A 19,808-nucleotide genomic window follows, 5' to 3' on the forward strand; every position below is an offset into this window, starting at 1 on the left:
CGCTTTAATCAGACCTCTGGGAAAGCGGCGTTTACTTGAAGGATCAAGCTGTCTTTGGCGCTGCGCTTCATTTTCTTGATGACCGCCTCACGCTGGGACGCCTCAGATCGATTTTCGGCGGTCTCTCGGTAAACAATAGCCTCGGGGGGATCGCCACGAAAAAACCGTGCGCCTCGCCCACCCTCGCCACAATGTTCTCGAAATCGACGCTCAGGGTCGGTGCTGATACCGGTGTACAGTTTGCCGCTACGGCTGCGCACCATATACACCCACCAAGGGGAGCTCACAAACCTTCCTGCTCCAGCGCATCGGCATATTCGCTTAATTCATTGAGTATCATGGTGTCTGTGGACGAATTGCGCTCCAGTGCCAATTCGCCTAAGCGCTGGCGAAACTCGGCGAAACCCAGCTGCCCCGGCTCGGGCTGACGCAAGCGTCGGCGGCAAAACTCCAGCCACTGCTGGCGCTCGGCACCAGTCAAGGTCGCAGGGTAATTACGCGCGCGGTAACGCCAGAGTAATTCTGGCAGACGTTGATCGCGAAAGGGAAAAGACTGCCCCGCCAAAGCCTCTGGATCACTGCTGCGCACCGAATCCATCAAATGACGATCTTCGCCACTGAAAAACCCGCCGCCATAGAGCATCACATCGGGATCACTGCTTTCAGCAAACTTGCGCCCGCCAAATAGTTTTTGCAGTTTGGCCGCGAGATCACCGCTCTTGCGAATGCGCTGCCAATTGCGCCGACACTGAGCCATGTCGAGCTGCAAGCGCTCGCATACGGTGTCATCCAGCAATTTCGCAGTCGCAACAATAGGGGCGCGATTGATATGAATTTCTTTGAGGGGAATACGCTCAGCGCCTTCCGGCAAATCGGCCGTGGCGCTAAATACCCGCGCAGAAATTTCTTCAACCGACAAATCAATCAAGGGCTGAGGATCAACACTGAGGTCGTAAACAATCACACTGTTTTTGTTATCGGGGTGCAGTGCCAACGGCATCATCAACGCAGAGCAGAGCTTAGACGCAGGCAAACGACCCGAGACATGCAGCACTGGCACCTGCGCGACGGTATCTAACATCGCCGCCACCGTGCGCTTATCCCGCAAGCTCAGGGCGTAATCAAATAATTTGGGCTGGCGCTGTTTGAGCAACTTAGCCAAGTCGATGGTGGCATATACATCAGACAATGCATCGTGCGCCGACTCGTGGCTCAAGCCATTGGCCGCCGACAACTCTTCAAGGCGAAAGCTCGGCGTGCCGTCTTCGCGCACCGGCCACTCAATGCCCTCTGGCCGCAAGGCCCGACACAATCGCGCGACATCGATGAGATCCCAGCGAGAATTGCCGTTTTGCCACTCCCGCGCATAGGGGTCAAAAAAGTTACGGTATAAGGTGTAGCGAGTGACTTCATCGTCGAAACGAATACTGTTATAGCCAACACCACAGGTACCCGGCTGCGACAGCTCAGCGTGAACAATGGCGATAAACTCCGCCTCAGACACGCCGTCTTGCAGTGCTTGCTGGGGGGTAATGCCGGTAATTAAACAGGCTTCGGGATGGGGGAGATAATCTGGACTGGGCCGACTGAACACCATTAGGGGCTCGTCGATAATATTCAAATCTGCATCGGTGCGTACCCCGGCAAACTGCACCGGCCGATCACGAGCGGGATTAGCGCCCCAAGTTTCGTAATCGTGCCAGTAGAAGGTTTGATTTGCCAAGGTTTGCTCCTTAAATGCGTCGCGCTAAATGCCGAACGGGAGACGGCGAACGCAAAAGCTGTAGCGTTTACCGTCTCCCATCAAGCGTCTCCCGTCTTTCGTCCGACGTCAGACTACTTCTATCGCCTGCGCTTCGATTTTAGCCTTCCAGATCTGCGGTCCGATTTTATGCACGGATTCACCGCGAACATCTACCGCAACAGTCACGGGCATGTCTCCAATGGTGAATTCGTAGATCGCTTCCATGCCCAATTCTGGGAAACCGACAACTTCGGATTTTTTAATCGCCTGGGCGACCAAATAAGCCGCGCCGCCAACAGCCATAAGGTAAGTAGCACCGAATTCTTTAATGGCGTCGATCGCAACATCGCCGCGCTCAGATTTACCAATCATGCCCATCAGGCCGGTTTCGGCGAGCATGGTGCGGGTAAATTTATCCATCCGCGTCGCGGTGGTTGGGCCCGCGGGGCCAACAACTTCGTCGCGCACTGGATCAACGGGGCCAACGTAATAAATAAAGCGACCTTTCAGGTCCACGGGAAGCTCTTCGCCCTTGGCCAGCATATCGACCATTTTCTTGTGGGCAGCATCGCGACCAGTCAGCATTTTGCCGCTCAGCAAAATAGTGTCGCCGGGCTTCCATGTGGCCATTTCTTCTTGAGTTACGGTGTCCAGATTAACGCGCTTGGCATCACCGGCTTCGCGGGTAACGTCCGGCCACTCATCCAACGACGGGGGTGTCAGCGCCGCTGGGCCACTGCCATCTAAGGTGAAGTGGGCGTGGCGGGTCGCCGCGCAGTTGGGAATCATCGCCACGGCTTTATTGGCCGCGTGCGTTGGGAAGTCTTTAACTTTTACGTCTAAAACCGTGGTCAAGCCACCCAAGCCCTGGGCGCCGATACCCAGCTTATTTACTTTATCAAACAATTCCAAACGCAGTTCTTCCGCGCGGTTGCTGGCGCCGCGCTTTTGCAGATCGTGAATATCAATGGGGTCGAGCAGCGCTTCTTTGGCGATAATCATCGCTTTTTCAGCAGTGCCGCCAATACCAATACCCAACATGCCCGGCGGACACCAGCCCGCGCCCATGGTCGGCACCATTTTCAATACCCAATCGACGACTGAGTCGGACGGGTTGAGCATGGCAAATTTGGATTTTGCTTCCGAGCCGCCGCCCTTGGCCGCAACATGCACTTCTACGGTATTGCCGGGCACGATCTGGTAGTGGATAACTGCCGGGGTATTGTCTTTGGTGTTGCTGCGAGCGCCATCGGGGTCATCCAGAATAGAAGCGCGTAGCACGTTGTCTGGCAGATTATAGGCGCGGCGAACACCTTCGTTGACCATATCGCTGACACCCATGGTGCCTTCCCACTGCACATCCATGCCCACGGTCAAGAACACAGTAACAATACCGGTATCTTGGCAAATCGGGCGCTTGCCCTCGGCGCACATCCGCGAGTTGATCAGAATTTGCGCCATGGCGTCTTTGGCGGCGGGGTTTTCTTCACGCTGATAGGCTTCATCCATAGCGCGGATAAAATCAACGGGGTGGTAATAAGAGATGTATTGCAGCGCGTCGGCCACACTCTGAATGAGATCGTCTTGACGAATTACGGTCATCGGAGGACTCCTGAAATGATGGCGACAGCGGCCGGAATGGCGGCAGAGTATACACTAGCTAAAGGGCCGTGGTGTAGTACACCATGACCCTTATCACCCAGCGCCCTGCTCCCGCTATTTGCTTATCTCGGGGACGGACTGCCCGAATGGTATTGCGACATAGTCTGACGCATAGACTCGATATCGCGGTTCACCTGCTTGCGGAAGGCATTGATCGAATCCAGCCAGTCGTCATTTTGACTAACCCGGCGCTCAAGATCTTTAACCCGCGCATCCAATGCACCACCAGAGGCCACTTGTTTACCCATATCTAATAACTGCTTGCGATTCACTTCGGCTTGGGCAATAACTCGATCTAACTTGCTCGCCATCGAGGTCAGCGATTCACGTTCGGCATTGTAAGACTTTACAATTTTGGCAACTTGCTCGTCGCTGGTCCGCAATTTCGCTTCAAGCGCGGCAATGCGCTTTTCAGCTTTTTCTAAATTGGCTTTTTGGGTGGTCAAACTAGCGTCGTGCTGGGCGAGTTCCTCTTTCTGTTTTTTCCAAACATTGTCCCACAGCTTACGCACCTCCGAATCCATTTCTTGGAGTCTTACCTGAGTTGAGGCGCTGGTCTCACTAATACTTTCATCGGCAACCGACAAGCGCTGCTCCAAGAGATCGATCCGCCCCTGCCCAGATTGTAACTGCTTTTGCGCACTGCTCAGCTGCTCATATAAATAATAGGATGCGCCCGCCAGCGCCAATATCAGCACCGCTAACATAAACGTCACGAAGCCACTGCCGCCACCACTATTCGGCGGTGGCGGCGGTGCAGATGCGGCCTTGCGCTGCGGCGGGGCCTGGACAATATCGTCCTCGTCAATCGAGAGTGAAATCTTTGGTTCTTGTCTTTCCGTGCTCACGCGTAATAACTCACTCTAATTAGGGGCAGAAAAAACCCATTATGACACTGACGTAACGGGGCTTAAAGCACCACATTCGGCATTTGAGCAGCAATTACTACCCAAGTTCCGCGGCTTTGCTATACTTCAACGGTTTTACGCTAACACAGCGCGGCAGATGGTTGTACATTGACTCTACGCTGCAGTGCACACAAAAAAATTAGACAACGACAAAACGCGAACGAGGATTCTTTAATGGACGCATTTATCTCCCCAGATTTATTACTACGCTGGCTGCATGTTTTATTCGGCATCACTTGGATTGGCTTGCTGTATTACTTTAACTTTGTCCAAACCGAATACTTCAAAGAAGCTGAACCCGCAGCCAAAGCCGATGCGGTTAAAAAGCTCGCGCCACGCGCACTGTGGTGGTTCCGCTGGGGCGCCATGTTCACCTTCCTCACCGGCCTAGGCTTATTGCACTTCACCATGGCTCGTGGCTTAAACGGCTACATCATTATTGGCGCCCTTATGGGTACCCTGATGTTCCTCAACGTATGGCTGATTATTTGGCCAAATCAAAAAATCGTGTGTGGCATCGTACCTGGTGACGCGGCCAAAGCAGCGCCAAAAGCCGGCCTCGCCTCGCGGACTAACACCTTGTTCTCGGCCCCTATGTTGATCGGCATGATGGGTTCTTTCCACGGCGCTGGCGCCGCTGGTGCCGTCGCAGTAAGCAAAGCAGGTTCGTCTGTCAGCTTAGGCCTGTGGATTTGCATCGGTTTAATCGCAGCGCTTCAGCTCAATGCCATTTTTGGTAAAACTGGCCCAATGACCACTGTAAAAGGTGTTATTCACTGCAGCATTGCACTCGCCGTAGTGATGGTAGCCTTGCTACAGTTTGTATAAAGCCAACGCAGAAAATAAAAAAGGGGAGCCAATGGCTCCCCTTTTTTACGCCCGCCTCACCCCAAAAGCCAAATTAAAACTGACCTGTACGGAGCAACACTAAAGTACAGGCATCTTCTGTCGCGATCCCCGCCTTATTAAAAGCGGCAGCCATTTCATCTGATTCAGTGCCCGGATTAAATATTACTCGGCGCGGCGCCAGCGCAATAATTTTCGCAATATCCTTACTCAGTAAATCAGCGCGAACATAAACACTTACGGTATCAACCTTGTCTTGTAGCTGGTCAACACCCGCCACGCAGGCGATTCCCGCCACTTCTGGGTGATACGGGTTCACCGGCAATACTTTGTGCCCGCAATCAGTGAGTAGCTTTACCGCCTTAAACGAGTAACGCTCTGGCTTTGGACTCGCGCCCAGCACTACTACAGTCTCTGCGGCTATCTTAGTTTTTTCGGCAAACACGTTTCGACCTCACAAAAAAACCGGGCGACCAGCGCCCGGTTTGCGGTAGAGCTAATGCCTTACTTCGCTTTCTGACCAATCCAGCGACGCAAGGTAGATGCTAACTCTTGCGCATTATAGGCCTCAGCATCATCGGGCATAGGGTTTTTACCCATTTTGATTTCCAATGAAGCTTGATAATTGGTACGCGTAGTTGAAGTCGACACCCCACCGCTAATACGCGAAGGCGTCTGAGTAACAACGGTATCGCAACTTACTAGACCACAGCGCCGATATACTGACGTATGACCACCAAAATCATTGATGGCAGAAATGCCGCCAGTCGTGCGAGTCTTGCCTTCGGTGTCACGATTGACCAAATGGAACCAATTATAGCCACTCTGCAGGGTCAGCTCTGCCGCCCGCAACATTGCATAATCATTCACGGTCTCTTTATCAGTACGGCTATTGCCGGTAAACGTAACGCGGTAACGGTCAGCGCCAAGCTCGGTTTCGGTGTATCCATAAGCCCCGCGCTCTTCTGCCGGCTTATATACGGTGCCGCTGCTGCTACAGGCCACAACCGCTGTCGATAACAATGCAACTAATACTAAATGTAAACGCATATTATTCCCCTCTTGATTTACCACTGACCGCCAACACCAAAGTATTAGCGGTAACGTTTAACTTGTGTACGTAATAATACCTAATTGAGATTAACTGAAACTGAACAGAATTATTCTTATGGGTATGAATGAGTCCACCACGGTGAATTCCAATATACCGAAAGACACCAAATTAAGCGATTTCGCTAACGGCGTAACCCGGCGAGAAAACGCCATGCGAGAATAGCATCAACGCGCTTGCGCCACCGTCATTACGGCAAGATGTTGCTGACCCGGCGCCAATTGCAGCTCATCGGCAAAAGCCATGCCCCGCTCTACACAGACATACTCTGAAAAATGCGGCCCGACATCCGCCATGTCTTTAGCGAGTGCCTCACCGGGATTCCACACCACCACGGTGTCGCAGCCCCGGCCACTAATCACAATATTTCGCTGAGTATCATTTATACACTGCTGACCGCTGAGCCCCTCATAAACACGATCAATCTCGCCCGTAAAATACAGTGCCTCGTCCTGTGTAAAACGCTCTAATTGCTGGCAGTTATCGAGGTATTCGGCACCCTCGACACCATTTAGCCCAAGTCCAGACAAGCCCGATACCGCGAAATAACTGTGCATTGCAAAGCTAAGAGGCATAGTTTCGTCACCGTTATTACGCACGGACAAGCTCAGGGTCAACTCGCTGCCTAAAAGAATAGTGAGCTGAGCAGAAAAAAAGTACGGGAAAATGTGTAAATCGGCCTCGCTAGGTTGAAACAGAAAACTTATTTCCAGACTCCCGTCGGCGGACTCAGCAATATTATCTAAGACCCAGGATTGATTCCGCGTAAAACCGTGCTTAGGCAATTCAGGCTCACGACGATTAACACCAAACCACGGCAAACACAGCGGAATTCCACCGCGAATCGCCTTCCCAGGTTCAAACGATTCAAGCGGGCTCAGCCACAACAAGTCATCTTCGCCAGTTGGGCAAAAAGACAAAACCTGAGCACCCTGTAGGGAAATCAATGCCCGACATTTAGCGGTAGTGCATTCCAATATAGGCAAATCCCCAGCGCCCGTAAATAGTGACCTGACCGGAACTAGCTTGACCGTAGCACTGACTAATTCGAGGGCATCTAAAACCATGATTCATCCTAGTTTGTTTGCATCTAGCATCTAGCATCTAGCATCTAGCAAATAATTTTCCGCAAAGTGAGCATTTCACTCGCGCCTTTTTGAAATTGATATGGCACGGGCTTTAACTCAGCTTGATATTCATGCTCATTAAAATACCGCAACACACCGGGAAGATGCTGCGACAAGCGCCCGTCAAGACTCAATAGCGGATAGACTCGAACCTCTTTGGCCACCCGACACATTGCGGTGAGCGCCTCTATATGCTGCGCGGCATCAATCTGCTCGCTGTATAAAAACAACAAATGCGAACACAGACCTAGGTCAAATTCATTATCAAAAAAAGGAAGTTCAGGTAAGCTGGCATCTACATAGCGGCCTGCGTCGAGGCCAGCGTCAAAATCGTCTAAAAACCGATTCATTGCCGACATCCGCACGGAGCCAAGGTGGCCGGGGTCTTTGAAACTACTCCAATAATAGTTACCGGCGTGGCGAGCAAGCTCAGCGATCATGCCCGGGTAGACGCGCTGAATACGGCTATTAATTTCCGCCTTACTGAATTGGTAAATCGGATCAACAGACATGACCCGACCACCAGCTTGGCTCAACTCAGCATTAAAGCTAGCCGGACCATCGCCACAGCCGAGAATATGTCCATCCAAATCCCTTTCGCTAAGGGCAAACATACGGCAATACTCTGCGTATGAACGCCCCCACGGAACAATTGACGACAGCTCCAAATTACCCTCACCCAATAAACGGCGCACGCGCCTGACAAAAGAATGGATTCAAGTATAGAGACGACAGGCGCTTCGACACAAATTCTTATCGAGCGACGGCGCGTAAATTACGCTCTGGAGTCAGTAACTAAAGAAGGAGAATTGAGCCAGCACACATTACTGGCTCAACAAGTATAACTAAGGCGCCGCCACCGCAATCGCAGTACTCGGGTCTACAGCAAAATCCGGCTCACCAGCGGCATCCAAGGCAAACAAGGGTAGTCGCACACTGGCCGCAATATTCACGACGGGGATCGTCAGGTCCCGAGAAAATGATTCAATATACTGGGGATGGTAACCGCTGACCCACAAGCCCAACTCATCACCCGACGCTAAACGCTCAGCAATACCCACCAAGTCGATATCAGTATGATCACCAAGGCCGCGCACCGGCATGATCTGGTCGTCGAGTAAACGCCACTCGCCCCCGACATTCCGAATCGCGATACCAACAAACAGGATGCTGTCGCAGCCGGTGCGAATAGTAGGCACCCCGCCCAGCGCACAAGCTTCGTCATTCACCATTTGCGGGGTAGACACCGTAATATCGAGCTGCGGGATACCGGCAATAATCAGACCTTTGCTATCACTAACGGTTAGTAGCGGGGCAATGCTCACATCTTGCGCGAGAACATGGGCCGTCTGCGCAGCAACGCCGTTGGGCACATTTCCGACCGCCAAGTCACTAAATTCACTGAAGCTAATCGCCGTTGTATCATTGGCCGAGCGGCGAGCCTTAAACTTGCTGACCGGAATATTCACCGCATCGTCATCTGCCAGAGAAACGCAAATTTTATTCTCACCGCTGAGATCCGCCGCGGCAGTCTGGCCCCGCAATTTGGCATTAAACCAATCAATTGTCGCGCTGCGCTGAGTCCTTTCGCCGCAGGCGAACTTACCGCCCAAGGCTTGAAAATAAATCGGCTCTGGCGTTTCACCCACAAAATTAGGAATGATATGGCCGCTTTCATGGGTCAACAGGCGAACCTCATGACCGCTACCGGTGGCGCGTTCACTTAGGCACTGAAAATTCCACCACGCGTCATTAAAGTTAAACAGGGTGTCACGAATACCCTGAGTTAACAGGATATCCACCCCCGGCTGTCCGGTGTAGCTATTGCTCCCCGGCGCTTCATTAAACTCACTACTGATATTATTGTTTAGCGGACTAGCAGCAAAACTGTAGGGCATGGTCGCTTGGCCGTTCAGCCCACACCAATACTGCGGGCTGTGGTAGGCAAACCAGTCCAAGGCATCGCGCGGAAACTCATTAGTCGCAATACCCCGCAATAAGGTTTCTTTAACAAAGGGGTCGAGGCCTCGCGCCAAGGGTGACTCTTGATTCTCAAATCCGGGCTGATAGCTGCCCGCTTCACCACCGCCAACCAGCAACAAACTCCAGCCTGACTTCACCACATCACCCGGATTTAAACTAAAGGGCAGGTAATGCCACGTAATATCCGGCACCATCGCGTCCATACGCTGCTTTTCATCCACGCCGTGAATCAGCAACTGGTAGCCACCACCGTAGCTAGAGCCGACGGCGCCACTCAGCAAGTTTACGCCGCCCGCAACACTTACCGCCGGATCTGGCCGTGGGGCCAATTCGCCCGTAGCCTCATCGCGCCAGGCCAAATAATCTAAGTTGGCTTCAGCCCAATCCAGTATTTGCAATAAATCCAAGCCTTCTACGTCTGGGTCCATTACCCGCACGGTGCCGCTGCTGTCGCCAAAACCGCGCTGATCGATACTAATCACCGGGTAGCCGCCCGCAACGAGCAGATCTAGGGCGTTGCCAGTGTAATCACCGGCCGCCGGATCGCTAACCCGCGAGCCGCCAAAACCGTGGCCGTGCAACACCAAGGGATGGGCACCCGCAGCGCGCTTGCCGCAATCTAGAACAGCAGGCTCAAATACTTCAAAACTGATATTTTCACCACTGGCTGAGGGTAAAATTACCTGGTAATGGCGGTTCGCCGTAACCGTTGCAAAGCTGTCGCCGCAGGAGGCATTAGTTTGCGCCGCCGAACAGCCCTGGGCATCGACGGTCGACTGGGCAGCAGAATTCGCGCAAAGATCGTCTTCATTACCTACGCCGTCGCCGTCACTGTCGCGGTTGTCTTCAGGGTCACAAGCATCACCGATACTATCGGCATCAAGGTCTTGCTGATTGGCATTGGCCACGGCGGGGCAATTATCTTGGTCGTCGCTAACCCCATCATTGTCGGCATCATCATCGCAAACGTCGCCAACACCATCGCTGTCGGCATCGGCTTGGTCGCTATTGGCTACTGCGGGGCAATTATCACTGCTATCAGCCACTCCGTCGCCATCACTGTCAGCGGGCTGACTAACCTCACCAGAACCTGGATTGCGTGAAGAGCTCGAACTAGAGCTGCCGCCGCAGGCAGAGAGGGCGACGAGAGTTACTAAAATGATTAGTAGGCGGCTATTTAACATGATGGTGTCCTGAATTTATTATTGCTAATACTTACGCAAGATATCTGTTTTAGATTCGCGAGGGCCCAACTAAAACATTTTTACCCAGAATTCTCAAGATGTAACATAGCAAAAGCGTTAGATAAAATCCCCCATGCATATGCCAACGCAACGTGAAATAATCCCCCGCCAAACCCATTCCCGCCACTGAGCGCCCTCTTCAGGAATTCCACATTGCGACGCAGCAGCACACCTCTTGCGCTTCACCGCCTGAGCAAAACAATAAATACCTGGTATGTCCGACGCTACATTGCACCCCAGTTCGACAGCTTGGGCAGCCTACCCGACGTAGTGAACCCGCGCAGCGTGGCCATTTTTGGCGACAACATTCATTTGGGTAAACACGCGCACATTATCGCTTCGCCAGACAATATTATTCGTTTGACCAGCTGGCCGAGTCGGCTCGGCGAATCGGAAATTCGCATCGGCAATTACTGCCTAATATCACCTGGCGTACGAATTTCCGCAGCCAAATCCATCCGCATTGGTGACAACTGCATGTTTGCCGCCAATGTTTATATCAGCGACAGCGACTGGCACGGCATTTACAACCGCATCCGCCCCTTCCGCAGCGAAAAGCCAGTAGTATTAGAAGACAACGTCTGGCTCGGCGAGCGCGTCATCGTCAATAAAGGTGTGCGTATTGGCGAGAACAGCGTGATTGGTGCTGGCAGCATTGTCACCAAAGACATCCCTGCGAATGTGATTGCGGCGGGCAATCCCGCCCGAGTAATCAAGACCATAAATCCCAAACGACGAATGTTGAAACGCGAAGTCTTGTTTCAGGACTCTGAGCATTACTACGAAATTCAGGACGGACTCGCCAAGATGGCGATGGAGAATAATAGCTGGCGCAATTGGCTGCGGGTTTTATTCAAGCCGAATCAACAAGACTAAGGCCCAAAAACGACAAACCCCGACCAAGGCCGGGGTTTGAAAAGCGATAAAGCCCCACCAAAGTGGGACTTTAGAGCAGGGGACTGCTTACATCATGCCGCCCATTCCACCCATACCGCCCATTCCACCCATGCCGCCCATGTCTGGCATGCCGCCAGCGCCAGACTCAGCTTTTGGTGCGTCGGCAATCATGCATTCGGTAGTGATGATCAGACCAGCGACCGAACCAGCAGCCTGCAGTGCAGTACGGGTTACTTTGGCAGGGTCGAGAATACCCATTTCCATCATATCGCCGTATTCGCCAGTACCGGCGTTGTAACCGAAGTTACCGGTGCCATTGCGAACTTTATCCAGTACCACTGACGCTTCATCACCTGCGTTGGTCACGATTTGACGCAGAGGTGCTTCCAGTGCGCGCAGCGCAGCATTGATACCAGCAGTCTGGTCTTCGTTGTCACCTTCGATAGTGCCAATATTAGTAATTGCACGAACCAGCGCAACACCACCACCAGGAACCACGCCTTCTTCTACCGCAGCGCGAGTTGCATGCAGCGCATCTTCAACGCGGGCTTTCTTCTCTTTCATTTCCATTTCAGTGGCAGCGCCAACCTTGATAACCGCTACACCGCCAGCCAATTTCGCTACGCGCTCTTGCAGTTTCTCACGGTCGTAATCTGAACTGGTGTTTTCGATTTGCGTGCGGATCTCAGCAACGCGAGATTGAATAGCAGCAGCATCGCCAGCGCCGTCAACGATCACGGTGTTCTCTTTGTCCATGGTTACGCGCTTAGCAGTACCAAGGTGCTCCAATGTGGCTTGTTCAAGATCCAGACCAACCTCTTCTGAAATCACAGTACCGCCAGTCAGAATCGCAAGGTCTTGCAACATTGCTTTGCGACGATCGCCAAAGCCAGGTGCCTTACAAGCAGCAACTTTAACAATACCGCGCATGGTGTTAACGACCAGCGTAGCCAGTGCTTCGCCTTCAACGTCTTCAGCAACAATAATCAACGGACGGCTAGACTTAGCGACTTGCTCAAGCAAAGGCAGCATTTCACGGATATTGGAGATTTTCTTGTCAGCCAACAGGATATAAGGGCTGTCGTGCTCAACACTCATGTTCTCTGTGTTGTTAACGAAGTAAGGAGACAGGTAACCACGGTCAAACTGCATACCTTCAACAACGTCTAGTTCGTTGTGCAGGCCTTGGCCTTCTTCAACGGTGATAACGCCTTCTTTACCGACTTTGTCCATTGCTTCAGCAATGATATCGCCGATGTTTGAATCGCTGTTTGCAGAGATAGTACCGACCTGAGCAATCGCTTTAGTGTCTGCGCAGGGGCTAGACAGCTTCTTAACTTCTTCAACCGCAGCGGCAATAGCTTTGTCGATACCGCGCTTAATGTCCATCGGGTTCATGCCCGCTGCAACTGATTTCAGGCCTTCGTTTACGATTGCCTGAGCCAATACAGTCGCGGTGGTAGTACCGTCACCGGCATCGTCAGAAGCGCGTGACGCCACTTCTTTAACCATTTGCGCGCCCATGTTCTCTAGGCGATCTTCTAACTCGATTTCTTTGGCTACAGACACACCATCTTTAGTGATGGTTGGCGCACCGTAAGACTTCTCAAGTACCACGTTGCGGCCTTTAGGGCCAAGAGTAACTTTAACTGCGTTAGCTAGGATATTGACACCAGCCACCATGCGCTGGCGCGCTTCGTTTCCAAATACTACGTCTTTTGCCATGATCTTATAATCCTTCTATTAACTAATTCGTTGATTCAAAAGAAATCTTTTGCCGGACTTAAGCTTCTACTACACCAAAGATTTCTGATTCATTCAGAACGATCAGCTCTTCGCCGTCGACTTTTACGGTGCTACCGGAGTACTGACCAAAAATAACGACATCACCAGCTTTAACGCCAACCGGACGCAATTCGCCGCTTTCTAACAATTTGCCTTCACCAACGGCGATGACTTCACCTTGGTTTGGCTTTTCTTTAGCAGAACCTGGCAGAACAATACCGCCCGCACTAGTCTTCTCTTCTTCCTTACGACGAACTACAACGCGATCGTATAACGGACGAATTTTCATTTTTATCAATCTCCATTAAATCAATGATTTAGAATTTATTGACCGGCTAAACCGGTGTCAGCCCAAAAGCAGCATTGCCTTTTGACCTGAACCCCCTTTCGTTACGGATTGGGAAACAGCACGCATCCCAACAGGGAAAACCAGGCTTATCACCGCCAAGTTACCGTGGGCTGTCCTGTAAATGGGGCTGCGCAAATGCTTTTCAAGAGCCCGACAAGAAAATTATTCTTCTTTTTTGTAATCGCCTTCAATTATCACGGTATCCCGTCGAGCAGTCGGGTTCACTGGGGCGTCGGCATTATCGGGGGCGGTAAAGCGAGCGCTTCCAGACTGAAACCCGCTTGTTTGAAAATTGTTTACTTGCATCACCCCGCGCTTCAATAACTGGCCAACAAGCCATTGCCGCAACGGCCCAATTAGACACACAAACCCCAGGGTGTCGGTGATAAAGCCGGGGGTAAGCAACAGCGCGCCGCCCACCGCTAATAGCAGGCCTTCCAAGATTTCGGTAGCGGGTACTTGGCCGCTACTTAGACGCTGCTGGGCGCGAGTCAGTGTTTCTATCCCCTGCTGCTTTAGCAGGGCGGCGCCCACCACAGCAGTAAACACCACCATACCAATCGTCGGCAAACTGCCGATCAGGCCGCCAACCTCGATTAACAGCCACATCTCGAATATCGGTAAAACCACGAACAAGACAAACAAAAAGCGCATCAAAAGCTCACTTTAATAAATAGGGTTTCTCAATAAATGGGGGGAAATAGCTAGGAATTCAAGGGCGAGTAGCGCAATTGAAAAATTGCCAGCCAAATGCCCCAGCATTGGTTTACAATTCTAGCTTTGCCACGCCGCAATACGGGTCATAAATGAAGCGCCATCAGTACAGTACACTGCTTATTCTCAGCGCCTGCAGCGCGTTAGCAGCGCCACTTGCGGCGGCAAGCTCCGACTGCCTTGCCCTTGCCGCTCAGTCAGCGTCAGAATCGACTACCGTCGCGGAACTCCGCACGCTCTGTCAATCCCCGCTGTGGGGCACCGCCGACACACCCAGTACTGAAAATCAGCCCGAACAGACTATTACTGAACCCACTCACAGTAATAGTGGGGTAGTCCAGCAACGCTTTGAATTAGAGCGCTTTACCCATGACAACCCCTTTGTCTTAACCCCCCATAGAAGCAATTACATCTTACCTGTCTCCTATCGAGATGACATGTTTGACTACAATAGCCTCGCGCCGGGCATCGACATTCAGCAAGACAATATCGAGTTAGAATTTCAACTCAGTATAAAAGTCATGATCTGGGAGTCGATTTTTGAGAATAACGGCTATCTCAGCATGGGCTATACCAATCGCTCATTTTGGCAGGCCTACAACAGTGTAACGTCATCGCCTTTCCGTGAAACCAATCACGAACCGGAGCTCATGTTAACCTTCACCAACGACTGGGAGTGGCAGGGTTTTCGAAATGTTGGCAACCAATTAATATTCAATCATCAATCGAATGGCCGCAGCGATCCCTTGTCGCGAAGCTGGAACCGACTGATGCTGAATTTCATTTTTGAACGAGATCGTTTTGCGATGTCCTTCAAACCTTGGTATCGCCTAAAAGAAGATAGGGAGGACGACAACAACCCAGATATTGAAAAATATCTAGGCCATTTCGAATGGATGGGAATTTATAATTGGCATAACCGCACCCTGAGCCTCATGCTTCGCAACAACTTGCGTAGCGAGAACAAAGGGGCGATGGAGCTCGGCTGGAGCTTCCCGATCAATTCCCGCGTTAAGGCCTACGTAAAGTATTTTAATGGCTACGGAGAGAGCCTGATTGAATACAATAACGCCATCGAAAGTATCGGTATCGGCGTACTGATCAGCGACTGGCTGTAAACCTCACTGAAAACGGAAGGAAAACAATGATTAACGCCCAAGAAGCACTGGAACGACTAAAAACCGGAAACGCCCGCTTTGTCGACAAATTGAACAGTGAAACCGCCAGCATCATTCATAATAAACGACCAGAATTGGTTGAGATTCAAGCGCCCTTCGCCATCGTATTGGGCTGCTCCGACGCCCGGGTTCCGGCCGAACTGGTCTTTGATCAAGGCCTAGGGGATCTTTTTGTTATCCGCGTGGCGGGCAATGTCGTCGCGCCCTCGGGCATCGGCAGTGTTGAGTTTGCCGCGCTCAGCTTTGGCACGCCACTTGTTGTGGTGTTGGGCCATTCTAACTGCGGCGCTATTTCAGCGACCGTGGACGTGCTCACCGGCAATAGCAAAATCCCCTCACAGAATTTGCACTCCATTGTTAAACGCATTCGCCCCGCAGTAGAAACCCTCATGTCGACCGAACTGCGCCACGACCACAAAGCCTTAATTGAGCAGTCGGTTCGCGCCAATGTTCGCACGTCGGTAGAGCACCTCAGCAGCGGTTCGCCTACCCTCGAAAAACTGATTAGCGAAGGTAAGTTAATGGTTGTCGGTGCTGAATATTCACTGAAAACGGGCGAAGTCGACTTCTTCTACGAAGACTACTGGGAACGCACTCGCAACCTAGAGTCAGAATGAGCGAAGCCGCCCAGCAGTTTTACGCCGTCATTCAGGGCATACCTGAAGGACGGCTATGCAGCTACGGCGACATTGCCAAACTCGCCGGCCTGCCGGGCCAAGCCCGGCGGGTTGGCAAACTCCTCAGCCAAACCCCAAGCGACACCAAACTCCCCTGGTTCAGAGTCATCAACGCCCAAGGAAAAATTAGCTTTCCTGTTGGCAGCGACGGCTATCAACGACAGTTGGACGCCTTAATTCAGGAAGGCAGTGCGGATATCTCGGGGAAAGTGTATTGGCGCCAGCGACGGTGGCCTGATTAAGGAAGTCGGAAGTCGGAAGTCGGAAGTCGGAAGTCGGAAGTCGGAAGTCGGAAGTCGGAAGTCGGAAGTCGGAAGTCGGAAGTCGGAAGTCGGAAGTCGGATAATTGCATCCGACCCGTAATATGCCGTCAAGCTCGCTTTTGATTTTTGTCAGACATCCGACACCAGACACCCGACCAATTTCTCGCCTTTTCGTCAGACATCCGACTTCAGACGTCCGACGTTTTTTCCGTCCACGGCGCCACTTTAAACAACATCAACATCCCCGGCACCGCAATAACCGTACACAGCAGGTAAAAATTCGTCCAACCTACTGACTCCACAATGATCCCTGTGGTGGCATTAGCAAAGGTGCGAGGCACTGCCGCTAAGGCGGTAAATAGCGCGAACTGCGTGGCCGCATAAGCGGGTGTAGTAGCGCGGGCAATAAACGCCGTAAACGCAGCGGTTCCGAGACCAACGCCGAGATATTCAAACACTATAACCACCGCGAGAGCAAAGCGGTCGTGACCGATTTCTGCCAGTGCGGCAAAGCCGAGAATACTCAATACCTGCACCACCCCAAACACCCAGAGCGCACGGTTGATACCGAGGCGAATCATAATAATACCACCAGCCAAACCACCAATAATCGCGGCGGTCAGCGAGGCGGTTTTGGCGATGGTGCCAATTTCAGTGAGGGTAAAACCAAGGTCGAGGTAAAACGGCGACGATAGCGCGGTGGCCATATTGTCGCCGAGCTTGTAAAGAAACAAAAACAGCAGCAAGTAGAGCGCGCTAGCCCAACCTTTACGATTAACAAACTCTTTGAATGGTTCAACAATCGCCGCCCGCAAGCTTAACGGTGCAATGCTGGCGTCGGCAGCCTCGTCTATCCACAGGGTCATCGCCACGCCAATTAACATAAATGCGGCCATAACCATAAACACCGTGCTCCACGGTAAATAGTCACCCAGAATCACACCGATGGAGCCGGGCACCAAACCTGCTAGGCGATAGGCTTGCACGTGAATTGCATTGCCCAGCCCCAGCTCATCGTCGCGCAACAATTCCCGCCGGTAGGCATCCAAAACCACATCTTGGCTGGCGCTGCAAAAAGCCACCGCCGCCGCACCATAAGCCACCAAACCCACTGAAAACTTAGGGTCGATAAAACCCAACACCGCCATCGACGCGATCAGGCCAAACTGGCTGATGATCATCCAGCCCCGCCGCCGCCCCAAGAAGGGCGGCACATAGCGATCCATCAGCGGCGCCCAGACAAACTTCCAGTTATAGGGGAAGCCAATCAGCGCGAACAGGCCGATTTCAGTGAGCCCCACACCCTCACTGCGCAACCAAGCCGGGACCAGCTGAATCAAGAAATACAGGGGCAAGCCAGAGGCAAAACCGGTTAATACACAGATAAACATATGGCGATTAAAAATCGCCTGCTGCCAAGTCAGAGGGGCTGAGCTTGGCATGGGCGGTGGGGACTGTTCAGTCATGGCCGGTTCCGAGTATAAAGTGCGTTCATTCTGGCTTGCAGGGCAGAGAATGCAAGGGCGGAAAATTCAACCCTTGCGCTGACGCAAGAAAACCCCCATTAATCCCGGAAATTAGTAAATTGCAGGGGCTGATCCAGCTCTTCGGCGCGCAATATCGCCATGACTTCTTGCAGATCATCGCGTTTTTTACCGGTTACCCGCACTTGCTCGTCTTGAATTTGGCTTTGCACTTTGAGCTTACGATCTTTAATCAATTTAACAATTTTGCGCGCCACATCCGAGGTCAGGCCGCTTTGCATGGTAACCAACTGCTTTACCTGCTTACCCGCGCCCTTCACATCACCCATCTCCATGGCGAGGGGGTCGATTTTCACTTTTACCAAAGCAGCACGCAGCAGGTCTTCCATTTGCTGCAATTGGAACTCCGCCTCGGCGAACATGGTTACCGTCAGTGCGTCGCGTTCAAAGCGCGCATCCACACCTTTAAAGTCAAAACGGGTTTCAATGACCCGCCCAGCCTGATCAACGGCATTGGTAAAGATGTGTAAATCCACTTCTGAGACAATATCAAACGCTGGCATAGCCTAAATTCCTTTGTTATGTTGCGCCGCGCAGTTTAGCATCCTGAGACTGCGGACTGAATGTGTAGGACCAAGCAAATGTACAGAAAAGCACTGTGAGCAACACCGCGAATCCAACATGGTCAATTCTTGGCGCCGGCGCCATTGGTAGCTTATGGGCCTGCTATGCCCAGCGCAGCGGCCACAATACTGAACTCATCTTTCGTGACCGCCGCAGCTTAGCAGCTTATCGCCAGCACGGCGGCATTCGCTTCACGGCTAACGGGCAAACTGACTTACTCAATATTGCCGCCCGCTGCCCAGCAACGATCACAGCCCCCATTCAGCACCTGCTGATCACCACCAAAGCCCAGCAAACCCTCACTGCATTGGCAGCGATAGCAGAGTATATTCAGCCCGACGCCAGCTTGGTGCTATTGCAAAACGGCCTCGGTATCGCCGAACAAGTCCAACAGCAATTTCCCGAAGCACGACTATTTAAAGCCTCCACTACCGAGGGCGCTTACCGGCCCAGCCGCTTTGCGGTCGTTCATGCGGGACGCGGCCAAACCTTAATTGGCAGCGCAGCTGACAAGGCAGACGCCATCGCTCAATCCCTGAGTTTTGCACCGCTAACAGTATCACCAAACGACAATATTGACGCCGTGCTTTGGCGCAAGCTCGCCATAAACTGCGCGATCAACCCCCTCACGGTTATTCATCGCTGCCGCAATGGCGAATTGCTCGACAAGCCAGAAGCCTTGGCGCAAATCGCTAGCGTGGTAGAAGAAATTCTACAGCTCAGCAAAATCCTGAATTTCGACCAAGAGCTCGCCAACTTACACCAGCAAGTATTGGACGTTGCCCGCGCTACCGCCAACAACCGTTCTTCCATGCTTCAAGATATTGAATCTGGCAAAGAAACCGAGATTGAGGCGATTACAGGTTATCTGTGTCGACTCGCCGCAAAACAGGGCTTACACCTACCCGCCAATCAACTGCTGCTCGACGAAGTTCAACGGATTTCATTACAAAATCGCGTCTAAGCCAGCGATTCTCGTCCCACCATAATTTGACAAAATAACACCATAGCCGTAGAGTGCGCGCCACGTAATAGGTGCTCAAGCCCGCGTTATTCGCGGCGATGAGTTAAACGGGAAGTCCGGTGAGGCGTGTTCATACAGAACACCACCAAGTCCGACGCTGCCCCCGCAACGGTAAGCCACTGCTATCAAGAGCAATAGGCAAGCCCGGAACCGGCCTACTACCGATTTACCCGATGAAGCGGAGGGCT

20 protein-coding genes and 1 riboswitch are annotated in these 19,808 nt (G+C 52.2%); of the genes, 6 read left to right on the forward strand and 14 right to left on the reverse strand.

From position 1 onward, the window contains the following. Nucleotides 1-8: 8 nt before the first annotated feature. From HNQ57_RS11510 to HNQ57_RS11525, 4 genes are all read right to left on the reverse strand, one after another. Nucleotides 9-287 (reverse strand): GIY-YIG nuclease family protein, encoded by a 279-nt coding sequence (locus tag HNQ57_RS11510; protein ID WP_226968338.1) that lies wholly within the window; start codon nt 285-287, stop codon nt 9-11. Further along, nucleotides 284-1,723, reverse strand: coding sequence for an exodeoxyribonuclease I (sbcB, locus tag HNQ57_RS11515; protein WP_184463129.1), 1,440 nt, complete (start codon nt 1,721-1,723; stop codon nt 284-286). The genes HNQ57_RS11510 and sbcB overlap by 4 nt, the downstream gene beginning before the upstream one ends. A gap of 108 nt (nt 1,724-1,831) precedes the next feature. Beyond that, on the reverse strand, nt 1,832-3,346 hold the full coding sequence (locus HNQ57_RS11520) for a fumarate hydratase (protein ID WP_184463131.1): 1,515 nt from the start codon (nt 3,344-3,346) through the stop codon (nt 1,832-1,834). Nucleotides 3,347-3,468: 122 nt separating this feature from the next. Further along, complete coding sequence (locus tag HNQ57_RS11525) at nt 3,469-4,254, reverse strand: hypothetical protein (RefSeq protein WP_184463134.1); 786 nt, start codon at nt 4,252-4,254, stop codon at nt 3,469-3,471. Nucleotides 4,255-4,488: 234 nt separating this feature from the next. Between HNQ57_RS11525 and HNQ57_RS11530 the strand changes: the two genes are divergently transcribed. After that, on the forward strand, nt 4,489-5,142 hold the full coding sequence (locus HNQ57_RS11530; RefSeq protein WP_184463136.1) for a urate hydroxylase PuuD: 654 nt from the start codon (nt 4,489-4,491) through the stop codon (nt 5,140-5,142). Between the two features lie 73 nt (nt 5,143-5,215). On the opposite strand, the gene HNQ57_RS11535 is transcribed toward HNQ57_RS11530, so the two are convergent. The 5 genes from HNQ57_RS11535 to HNQ57_RS11555 form a co-directional block, all read right to left on the reverse strand. Next, the gene (locus tag HNQ57_RS11535) at nt 5,216-5,605 is read right to left on the reverse strand and encodes a CoA-binding protein (protein WP_226968339.1); all 390 of its coding nucleotides are present in this window, start codon (nt 5,603-5,605) and stop codon (nt 5,216-5,218) included. Nucleotides 5,606-5,664: 59 nt separating this feature from the next. Next, a complete protein-coding gene (locus HNQ57_RS11540) occupies nt 5,665-6,210 on the reverse strand; it encodes a CC0125/CC1285 family lipoprotein (RefSeq protein WP_184463138.1) in 546 nt (181 codons plus the stop codon). A 228-nt stretch (nt 6,211-6,438) separates the two neighbouring features. Beyond that, nucleotides 6,439-7,338: a D-hexose-6-phosphate mutarotase gene (locus HNQ57_RS11545; RefSeq protein ID WP_184463140.1), complete on the reverse strand. Its 900-nt coding sequence runs from the start codon at nt 7,336-7,338 to the stop codon at nt 6,439-6,441. A gap of 44 nt (nt 7,339-7,382) precedes the next feature. Beyond that, entirely contained in the window at nt 7,383-8,012 is a 630-nt protein-coding gene (locus tag HNQ57_RS11550) for an SAM-dependent methyltransferase (RefSeq protein WP_184463142.1), read from the reverse strand. 231 nt (nt 8,013-8,243) lie between these two features. Next, nucleotides 8,244-10,565 (reverse strand): thrombospondin type 3 repeat-containing protein, encoded by a 2,322-nt coding sequence (locus HNQ57_RS11555; protein ID WP_184463144.1) that lies wholly within the window; start codon nt 10,563-10,565, stop codon nt 8,244-8,246. A 213-nt stretch (nt 10,566-10,778) separates the two neighbouring features. Here HNQ57_RS11555 and HNQ57_RS11560 point away from each other — a divergent pair, with 213 nt between their 5' ends. Next, nucleotides 10,779-11,501 (forward strand): acyltransferase, encoded by a 723-nt coding sequence (locus tag HNQ57_RS11560; RefSeq protein WP_008251498.1) that lies wholly within the window; start codon nt 10,779-10,781, stop codon nt 11,499-11,501. 87 nt (nt 11,502-11,588) lie between these two features. On the opposite strand, the gene groL is transcribed toward HNQ57_RS11560, so the two are convergent. From groL to HNQ57_RS11575, 3 genes are all read right to left on the reverse strand, one after another. Then, on the reverse strand, nt 11,589-13,247 hold the full coding sequence (gene groL / locus HNQ57_RS11565) for a chaperonin GroEL (protein WP_008251499.1): 1,659 nt from the start codon (nt 13,245-13,247) through the stop codon (nt 11,589-11,591). Nucleotides 13,248-13,305: 58 nt separating this feature from the next. Then, nucleotides 13,306-13,596, reverse strand: a complete 291-nt coding sequence (locus HNQ57_RS11570; RefSeq protein ID WP_008251500.1) for a co-chaperone GroES — start codon at nt 13,594-13,596, stop codon at nt 13,306-13,308. A 222-nt stretch (nt 13,597-13,818) separates the two neighbouring features. After that, a complete protein-coding gene (locus HNQ57_RS11575) occupies nt 13,819-14,310 on the reverse strand; it encodes an FxsA family protein (RefSeq protein ID WP_184463147.1) in 492 nt (163 codons plus the stop codon). Between the two features lie 152 nt (nt 14,311-14,462). Between HNQ57_RS11575 and HNQ57_RS11580 the strand changes: the two genes are divergently transcribed. Genes HNQ57_RS11580 through HNQ57_RS11590 form a run of 3 tightly spaced genes read left to right on the forward strand, consistent with a single transcriptional unit; the run spans nt 14,463 to nt 16,467 of the window. After that, complete coding sequence (locus HNQ57_RS11580) at nt 14,463-15,488, forward strand: phospholipase A (RefSeq protein WP_221301685.1); 1,026 nt, start codon at nt 14,463-14,465, stop codon at nt 15,486-15,488. A gap of 26 nt (nt 15,489-15,514) precedes the next feature. After that, nucleotides 15,515-16,165, forward strand: coding sequence for a carbonic anhydrase (locus HNQ57_RS11585; RefSeq protein WP_184463149.1), 651 nt, complete (start codon nt 15,515-15,517; stop codon nt 16,163-16,165). Beyond that, a complete protein-coding gene (locus HNQ57_RS11590; protein WP_184463151.1) occupies nt 16,162-16,467 on the forward strand; it encodes an MGMT family protein in 306 nt (101 codons plus the stop codon). Before HNQ57_RS11585 ends, HNQ57_RS11590 begins: the two co-directional genes overlap by 4 nt. 209 nt (nt 16,468-16,676) lie before the next feature. On the opposite strand, the gene HNQ57_RS11595 is transcribed toward HNQ57_RS11590, so the two are convergent. Both HNQ57_RS11595 and HNQ57_RS11600 read right to left on the reverse strand, forming a co-directional pair. Next, nucleotides 16,677-17,954, reverse strand: a complete 1,278-nt coding sequence (locus HNQ57_RS11595; protein WP_221301686.1) for an AmpG family muropeptide MFS transporter — start codon at nt 17,952-17,954, stop codon at nt 16,677-16,679. A 98-nt stretch (nt 17,955-18,052) separates the two neighbouring features. Further along, the gene (locus HNQ57_RS11600) at nt 18,053-18,535 is read right to left on the reverse strand and encodes a YajQ family cyclic di-GMP-binding protein (protein WP_184463153.1); all 483 of its coding nucleotides are present in this window, start codon (nt 18,533-18,535) and stop codon (nt 18,053-18,055) included. A 95-nt stretch (nt 18,536-18,630) separates the two neighbouring features. Here HNQ57_RS11600 and HNQ57_RS11605 point away from each other — a divergent pair, with 95 nt between their 5' ends. Next, nucleotides 18,631-19,560, forward strand: a complete 930-nt coding sequence (locus HNQ57_RS11605) for a 2-dehydropantoate 2-reductase (RefSeq protein WP_184463155.1) — start codon at nt 18,631-18,633, stop codon at nt 19,558-19,560. A 52-nt stretch (nt 19,561-19,612) separates the two neighbouring features. Further along, a riboswitch (cobalamin riboswitch) is annotated at nt 19,613-19,793 on the forward strand. The last annotated feature ends 15 nt before the right edge of the window (nt 19,794-19,808 follow it).

The organism is Zhongshania antarctica, from assembly GCF_014202945.1.
GTDB classification, from domain to species: Bacteria; Pseudomonadota; Gammaproteobacteria; order Pseudomonadales; family Spongiibacteraceae; genus Spongiibacter; species Spongiibacter antarcticus.

What these genes read in the sequence shown, in the direction of transcription:
- HNQ57_RS11580 (WP_221301685.1), top strand. Translation starts at nt 14,463, where the DNA reads ATGAAGCGCCATCAGTACAGTACACTGCTTATTCTCAGCGCCTGCAGC.
- HNQ57_RS11555 (WP_184463144.1), bottom strand. Translation starts at nt 10,565, where the DNA reads ATGTTAAATAGCCGCCTACTAATCATTTTAGTAACTCTCGTCGCCCTC.
- HNQ57_RS11530 (WP_184463136.1), top strand. Translation starts at nt 4,489, where the DNA reads ATGGACGCATTTATCTCCCCAGATTTATTACTACGCTGGCTGCATGTT.
- HNQ57_RS11545 (WP_184463140.1), bottom strand. Translation starts at nt 7,338, where the DNA reads ATGGTTTTAGATGCCCTCGAATTAGTCAGTGCTACGGTCAAGCTAGTT.
- HNQ57_RS11600 (WP_184463153.1), bottom strand. Translation starts at nt 18,535, where the DNA reads ATGCCAGCGTTTGATATTGTCTCAGAAGTGGATTTACACATCTTTACC.
- HNQ57_RS11540 (WP_184463138.1), bottom strand. Translation starts at nt 6,210, where the DNA reads ATGCGTTTACATTTAGTATTAGTTGCATTGTTATCGACAGCGGTTGTG.
- HNQ57_RS11575 (WP_184463147.1), bottom strand. Translation starts at nt 14,310, where the DNA reads ATGCGCTTTTTGTTTGTCTTGTTCGTGGTTTTACCGATATTCGAGATG.
- HNQ57_RS11590 (WP_184463151.1), top strand. Translation starts at nt 16,162, where the DNA reads ATGAGCGAAGCCGCCCAGCAGTTTTACGCCGTCATTCAGGGCATACCT.
- HNQ57_RS11520 (WP_184463131.1), bottom strand. Translation starts at nt 3,346, where the DNA reads ATGACCGTAATTCGTCAAGACGATCTCATTCAGAGTGTGGCCGACGCG.
- HNQ57_RS11595 (WP_221301686.1), bottom strand. Translation starts at nt 17,954, where the DNA reads ATGACTGAACAGTCCCCACCGCCCATGCCAAGCTCAGCCCCTCTGACT.
- HNQ57_RS11570 (WP_008251500.1), bottom strand. Translation starts at nt 13,596, where the DNA reads ATGAAAATTCGTCCGTTATACGATCGCGTTGTAGTTCGTCGTAAGGAA.
- HNQ57_RS11550 (WP_184463142.1), bottom strand. Translation starts at nt 8,012, where the DNA reads ATGTTTGCCCTTAGCGAAAGGGATTTGGATGGACATATTCTCGGCTGT.
- HNQ57_RS11585 (WP_184463149.1), top strand. Translation starts at nt 15,515, where the DNA reads ATGATTAACGCCCAAGAAGCACTGGAACGACTAAAAACCGGAAACGCC.
- groL (WP_008251499.1), bottom strand. Translation starts at nt 13,247, where the DNA reads ATGGCAAAAGACGTAGTATTTGGAAACGAAGCGCGCCAGCGCATGGTG.